The organism is Pseudomonas sp. HMWF006, assembly GCF_003061205.1.
Taxonomy (GTDB): domain Bacteria; phylum Pseudomonadota; class Gammaproteobacteria; order Pseudomonadales; family Pseudomonadaceae; genus Aquipseudomonas; species Aquipseudomonas monsensis.
This window is the reverse complement of sequence record NZ_QAIU01000322.1, coordinates 1-6,824: the sequence shown is the minus strand read 5'-3', so window position 1 is coordinate 6,824 and position 6,824 is coordinate 1. Positions and strand designations below refer to the sequence as shown.

The 6,824-nt window shown below is 54.4% G+C and carries 7 protein-coding genes and 1 pseudogene; 1 reads left to right on the top strand and 7 read right to left on the bottom strand.

Features of this window, described 5'->3' with window-relative positions; all coding sequences use genetic code 11:
* A pseudogene (locus DBR24_RS32105) lies at positions 1–352 on the top strand (hypothetical protein); the annotation flags it as partial.
* Between the two features lie 3 nt (positions 353–355).
* Here DBR24_RS32105 and DBR24_RS13145 read toward each other — a convergent pair.
* The 7 genes from DBR24_RS13145 to DBR24_RS13115 form a co-directional block, all read right to left on the bottom strand.
* Complete coding sequence (locus tag DBR24_RS13145; RefSeq protein ID WP_128614977.1) at positions 356–1,339, bottom strand: hypothetical protein; 984 nt, start codon at positions 1,337–1,339, stop codon at positions 356–358.
* Between the two features lie 291 nt (positions 1,340–1,630).
* Positions 1,631–1,861 carry a hypothetical protein gene (locus DBR24_RS13140; protein WP_128614976.1) on the bottom strand — a complete coding sequence of 77 codons (231 nt, stop codon included), beginning with the start codon at positions 1,859–1,861 and terminating at the stop codon, positions 1,631–1,633.
* Between the two features lie 42 nt (positions 1,862–1,903).
* Positions 1,904–2,137 carry a hypothetical protein gene (locus tag DBR24_RS13135; RefSeq protein WP_128614975.1) on the bottom strand — a complete coding sequence of 78 codons (234 nt, stop codon included), beginning with the start codon at positions 2,135–2,137 and terminating at the stop codon, positions 1,904–1,906.
* A complete protein-coding gene (locus DBR24_RS13130) occupies positions 2,134–3,327 on the bottom strand; it encodes an S-type pyocin domain-containing protein (protein WP_128614974.1) in 1,194 nt (397 codons plus the stop codon). Before DBR24_RS13130 ends, DBR24_RS13135 begins: the two co-directional genes overlap by 4 nt.
* A 178-nt stretch (positions 3,328–3,505) precedes the next feature.
* The gene (locus tag DBR24_RS13125; protein WP_128614973.1) at positions 3,506–4,219 is read right to left on the bottom strand and encodes an HNH endonuclease signature motif containing protein; all 714 of its coding nucleotides are present in this window, start codon (positions 4,217–4,219) and stop codon (positions 3,506–3,508) included.
* Positions 4,220–4,332: 113 nt separating this feature from the next.
* Entirely contained in the window at positions 4,333–4,866 is a 534-nt protein-coding gene (locus DBR24_RS13120) for a Bro-N domain-containing protein (protein WP_128614972.1), read from the bottom strand.
* A gap of 348 nt (positions 4,867–5,214) precedes the next feature.
* Positions 5,215–6,465, bottom strand: coding sequence for a ribonucleotide-diphosphate reductase subunit beta (locus tag DBR24_RS13115; protein WP_095126160.1), 1,251 nt, complete (start codon positions 6,463–6,465; stop codon positions 5,215–5,217).
* Positions 6,466–6,824 lie beyond the last annotated feature (359 nt).

Genomic DNA, 6,824 nt, shown 5'->3' with positions numbered 1-6,824 from the left:
ACCACTGCTACATGCCGAGCGCGACAGCCTGGGCGACAAACCGCTGAGCGAGGCCGAAAGTGACGCGCGTTATCGGTATGTCAGCAAAGAGCTGGTGCCTTGGGTCATCCAGCAATTCACCGCCCTGTACCCCACGGAAATGAAGAAACCGGCGCAAGATGACGACTGTGATTTCACAGATGAAAGCATCTGGGGAACTACGCCGTGGTACTTCACTGATAAGGGCCTGTACCTGGGCGCCTACTTCGCTCGCGTACAACGCTCTTGCGACAGGCCAGACTGGTCGATCCTGCCGTACTCCGTCGTCAAACAACACCCGGGCGCGGTCGAACTGCAACTGCCCAAAGACTAACCGTCACGCCAACCCCGGCGCTTCCCGCACAATGAAGTGATCCAGGTTCTCGATGTTGGCACTGAACACCCCGAACGTCTGTTCGGGGTTCTTCTTGCTCGGCACCTGCTTCAACTCCGGCGTCACGCCATAGAAGAAACAGAACAACTCCTTGTCGCTGTCGATCGCGTGCTTGATCTCTTCCAGAAACGCCTTGCGCTTGCGGTAGTTGTCGATCAGCTTCTTGCTCAAGTACACGTTCACCGAATACGGCTTCTTCTTCGCCTCATCTGCCTGCTTGAACCAGACCTTCTGCTCGAAGTCGATGCGAAAACTCTGGGTGTAATCCTTGATCTCCTTGATCTTGCCCCAGTAAATCAGCCCCTTGTTGTCCGTCAGATACTCAATCTTTTTGAAGAACGAGCCATAAGGCGCCGTGTGCTCACCGATCTTCAACGGCATGCGCTTGAGCAACTCCTTGTCGGCGAAGTTAGACACAAAACACTCCACCGGATGCGCAAACACACTGGTTTTGTCCGGCGCCGTCTCACGCCCCGGCGACTCTTTAGAGTTCACCTGCGCCACCCGCACCGGATCATCCCGCAACACATCCGCCGCCCCCGCGGGCGCAGCAGGCTTGCGCACATACTCACGGCGCGTCAGCAACAACTCTGATGGGAAATGTTCCTCACGCCCGTCATCCGTTTCGCCATCCGCCGTCTCAACGCCAGATGCCGACGCCTTCAAACTCACATACGGACAACCCGCTACATGCTGTGTAGTGGGCAAGTTCTTGAAGTGCGGCGTGCGCACGTAATTCACGTTCTTGGCGTTGAACGTGCCCAACTCGTTAGATGCATCGAACGCCGAGCGACAGGCATCGTTGGGGCACTGGAAATGCTCCTTGGCCGAGTCGAACGCCACCGTCTCATCAAAATTGAGATCGCGAACGTCATAGATCGACAACTTGTCGTCGAGGCTGAGGCAGTAGGCGAGATCGAATTTCATGGCAGGGCTCGGATCCTTGAGTGGGGGAGGGGTATTAATAGCGGGAGGTGGCGCGGCTTGCACTGATTGTTTTCAGGATGATGCTGGATTTGTGGGAGCCAGCCTGCTGGCGATTGGTGGCATCAACTCAATTTAGAATCCAGACACCCACCCAGCAGCAACACATTGAATTGTGGTGAGGGGATTTATCCCCGATGGGCAGCGAAGCTGCCCCAAACCCGGCAAACGCGAATTTTTAGCGCTGTAGGTTACTTGTTTGGCGACTGCATTTACCGGCGTCAGAACCATCGGTTACACATTGCAGCTGAGCTGAAATTTATAAGCAGGGTTATAAATTTCCTTCCCCAATAGCCTTTCCAAGGCTCCAAGCTGTCCGTGCGAGAGATCGTATCCCTCCCATCCTTCCTGCTCCTCCGTCCAACCCATGATGGTTTTTATCGTCTGGTCTGATCCACTTGGGAGTTCTATTTCAAATGCCAGGAAACCGCTTCCTCTATCAAATGCCTCGATTAGATAGATCATAGATCTACTGTTCTCGTGCCTTCGCTGAGCGGCCCTGAACTTTTAATTTCCATAGCTGGCGAGTTGGTAATCGTATTGAGGATCGTAGAAAGATTTTCCGGTTAACGTTTCCAATTGTGCTAGCTGCTGAAAATCAAGATCGTAACCGTAGAGTTCGTCTTCTGCGTCATTCCATTTCATGATGACTCGCAGCTGCTCGATATTCTCTGCCGAGATAGGCACTTCGAAAATCAGAGCTTCGGTGGAACGATCAAACGCATAAATTACGTGAGTCATGGTTCTATCCTTCTTTTTGGATCGGCCGGTTTGTTCTGCTCACCAGTGTCAGCATCGAATTCGCCCAGATGCCGACCGCGTTTGTCGTACATCTCTACAGCTCCATGTTGATAATCCCATTCCAGAATCAGCCCATCCTTGGTTTTCCAACGCATACGAGTACCTCGTCCTTTGACCCTGGTCTTCTGTTTTGCTGGTGTTGCGTCGGGAAACGCACTTAATCCTTTGGGTACCGGATGATATTTGTGATCAGAAAGACTCACCACAATATAAACCGGCCTTACCCCCGAACTCTCCGGAAACACCAGGATGAAATCCTTGTACTCCGGTGGGTAAACCGGATTAATAAGGATGTCGTTCGCCGCTTTCGTTGGCGGGTAAACCCAGATATGCGGTGCCTGCGGGGCGGCTTCCAGAGCAGGAATGCCAAGGATGTCGGAGCCGTCTGCGGCGGGTGTCCAGATCAGCTCGACGCCGTCACCCAGATTGGCGACGTACTGGCTGTCGCGAGTTTCCAGCTTCACGACATCGACCATTTCCCATTCGCGATTCTTGCCGGTGTAGAAGGCATAACCTTTGAGCGCGCCGTTGGTTTGTTGCTCGATGCGCAGGCGAACACGGGTGCGGGCCTGTTTGAGGACGCGCAATTGTTCTTCGGTGTAGAGAGCGCTGTCACCCAGGCTGGGCGTCCAGAGCAAAGCGACCATGCCGGTCATGAGTGCGGCACCGGTAGCGCCGATGGCTGCTCCGAGACCTACCGTTGGCGTGGCGAGTGTCGGGCTGCGAAGAGCAAGGCGCCCAAGGCCGAGTGAAACGGTATTGCCGCTGATGGTTTGCAGATTTTGCAGCCCGGCATCATCGGCCCCACGGGTACCGAGCAAGGCGAATTCGCCGTAATCCCTCAGGCTGTCGGTCGGCACCATCCCGGAGGGATTAGAGTAATCAATGATCGCGTCCGGCAGCTTGCAAGACTTCGCGAAAACGCATCCGGCCCGGACCGCCTCGTCTTTTTTGACAGCGGCCTGCCGACTGCGCTCAAACGCATCCTGCCGGGCCAGCATGGCCTCATAAGCGTTCTGCCTGGCTTCGCGCTCTGCCAGTTCGGTCGCGTTCATGAACCGGTAGGTGACGTGATGCCCGTCGCCTGAAGGTGGGTTCCTGACCCGGGGAATATCCTTTTTGCCAGCCACTGATCATCCTTTCGTTCATTTTTCGGTCCGCCGGAAAGAAGCCGGGCGACGTTAACGAAGGTGATGAATTGAGGCTGTAGGACGGGTCTTGGATGAGGTTGGGAGTTTTCGCTGTTTGATTTGGGTGTCAGTGCAGAGCCTTTAGGATGCTGGGATTCCTCGGCACAAGTTTGATCCTCTATTCAGGCCTCAACCGCTCGACTTTCTTATAAAACTCAGCGGTGAACTCTTTTTTATCGCTGGAATGGTGGCAACGACGATGGCAGTTCGGGCACAGCGCGACCGTGTTGCATATGCGGTCGGTTCCGCCATCAATAAGGTGCTTAACATGATGGACTTCAAGAAAGGGGCGGCCGTTTGCGCTAACGAATGGTGCGGTTTGCCCGCAACCTTCACAAATGCCTCGGGAGTGCTGGAGTACCCATTTTTTTACGCTCTGGGCGCGGGCAAGTCTCACGACAGTGGAGGTCGTCTCTTTAGGGTTTAGAACACCCACTGGCACTTCATTTTTTTGAGGCGCATTGACCTCGACCAACTGAAGAGGAGTAAACGTAATGGTCCGCTGTTCGCCTTTTCGTAATGCGTGGATGCCCTTCTTCGCGAGGAATTCCTTGATCCGTTTACTAACGCCAGAACCAAGGTTCTTTGCCGAAACGTAGCCAGTAATTCGCTGCTGCCCCAATTGCTCCATCACCGCAGAGATGTTCTGCATGCGGTACTCGACAGAGGAGGCACTGCGTTTGTTTAGCGGGCCTTCACGCAATAGACGGTTTTCGTCTGCCTTTTTGAATGGTTGGTTTTGCTGCTCAAGAGTCAACATCTTCAGATAAGCGTCTACCGAAGCCTCTAGCTCCTCATCGCTCCAGCCAGTCTTTTCTTTCGAGGTATCCATACAGTCGCCGAGGGTTGAAAACCCTCGGACGATACTGAGTGGCCATCACTGCTGTCTACGAAAATTCCTACAAAAAACAGCGACAGATCTCGCGAGATCCTACAACCACATCGTTAACCCATCGAATGCTTCGAAGACTGAAACGCCTGCGCAACCCTCCGCCACCAAGGTTTTGCAAACTTAGTCCGTCGTTGTCTCTGATCATTTAACAGGTAAGGCATGTCCCGCAGCCTAATCCACCCCTCATCCTGCCAATGCAGCAGACTCAACGACATCTCTGGCCAATCCAACAAACTCAACATTGGCCGATTTGAATCTCCCGAATCTGCAGCGTCACGCAAGGTCGGCACTACCTCGTTGGTCAACCACTCACGTAACAACCGGTTACCCGGAACGTAGTGATACACCAATAGCGCATACACCCCAGATTCACTGAGCATCAACTGCTGTTCTGGTTCTCGAAAGTACTCAATCCACAAGACGCGACGTTGATCGCTATCTAGCTTGTTGACCACCCGCTCATTCAGATGGAAACCCATCAAACGGCCGACATCGCGGGCGGAGAACCATGGCTGGTTTTCGAGTAGAAGGGCATGTAGAGAAAGATTGTGGCGAGAGAAGACTATTACCGGGAGCGGATCAGACATATCTATGACCTCTACGTTTTAGATTTTGGGAGGCCTGACCCCAACGTAGAGTGGACTTAAGAAATCCCAACGAGCAGAGCAGTTGCCACCGACGAATTACACGTCTGTGTCACTGACCAAGCTTTCTACGTTGGGCGTTTCTTAGGCACCTGTGATGGAGCTTAGTAGTGCTCGTAGCAGGCTTCAATGGGAAGCGACTGTAAGTGCTGTAGGAGATTGAACGCTGTGACGTAGGCGTAAGAAGGATTACCGATCGCCCATAAAAAAAGCCCCGATCAGATAGGGGCTTTTTGCTTTCTCGATTCACCGACTCAGGCAGCAATCGTCAAATCATGCCAAGCGAGACCATTAGTCCCAGCTCAACGCACCACCAGTTTGATATTCGATCACACGAGTCTCAAAGAAATTCTTCTCTTTCTTCAAGTCCATAATCTCGCTCATCCATGGGAACGGGTTAGTCGTCCCTGGATACTCTTCTTTCAAACCAATCTGGCTCAAACGACGGTTAGCGATGAACTTCAGGTAGTCCTCCATCATCGCTGCGTTCATGCCCAGTACGCCGCGAGGCATGGTGTCACGGGCGTATTCGATTTCCAGCTGCGTGCCCTGCAGGATCATTTGGGTCGCTTCTTCCTTCATTTCGGCATCCCACAGGTGTGGGTTTTCGATTTTGATCTGGTTGATCACGTCGATGCCGAAGTTCAGGTGCATGGATTCGTCGCGCAGGATGTATTGGAACTGCTCGGCGACGCCGGTCATTTTGTTGCGGCGGCCCATGGAGAGGATCTGGGTGAAGCCGCAGTAGAAGAAGATGCCTTCCAGAACGCAGTAGTAGGCGATCAGGTTGCGCAGCAACTCTTTGTCGGTGTCCGGGGTGCCGGTTTCGAACTTCGGATCGGAGATCGAACGGGTGTATTTCAGGCCCCAGGCTGCCTTTTTGGCGACCGATGGGATCTCGTGGTACATGTTGAAGATTTCGCCTTCATCCATGGCCAGCGATTCGATGCAGTACTGGTAAGCGTGGGTGTGGATCGCCTCTTCGAAGGCCTGGCGCAGGATGTACTGGCGGCATTCCGGGTTGGTGATCAGGCGGTACACGGCCAGTACCAGGTTGTTGGCAACCAGGGAGTCGGCGGTGGAGAAGAAGCCGAGGTTGCGCATCACGATGCGGCGCTCGTCGTCGGTCAGGCCTTCCGGGTTTTTCCAGAGGGCGATGTCGGCGGTCATGTTGACTTCTTGCGGCATCCAGTGGTTTGCGCAGCCGTCCAGGTATTTCTGCCAGGCCCAGTCGTACTTGAATGGCACGAGTTGGTTGAGGTCGGCGCGGCAGTTGATCATGCGCTTTTCGTCAACGGCGACACGGGCGGAGGCGCCTTCGAGTTCGGCGAGGCCTTCGGCGACGTCGAGGGAGTTCAGTGCAGCCTTGGCACGAGCCACGGCGGCCGAGTCGTCGGCGGTCACGGCGCGGGCTTCGAGCGCGGCGGCGCCGCCGGCGTTGTCGAGGCGGTCCATGTTGGCTTCAGAAGCGTGGCCGGCGTTGGCGCCTTTCACTGCTGCTACTTCACTGTCTTCTTTGTCGAATTCGTCCCAGCTCAGCATGACGTGTCGTCTCCTGCGTGAGGGCCTGTCGCCCCGTGTGAAACCTGATGGTTGGTTGTTCACACGGTCGTACAGACCGCGTTGGATCTTAAGGAATCGTTTTTTGCAGCAGCTAAGGCAGGCAATAAAACAGAATTTTGTTCGGGGTTCCGAGAGCCTCTGACGGGCGCAGATCAGCGTTGACGCTGCTGCGGGGCTTCAGAATGGCTTTGATCCCTGTAAGGGAATATTGCTGACCCGATTAGGGCGGCATTATAGGGAAAAAAACACGGGCGTGGGGGAGGGCGAAACACCGCAGGGCGTTCGATCGGCCGGGTGATTTCGATCGGAGCGAGGGTTTACAGGGCTTTCGCTGGGAT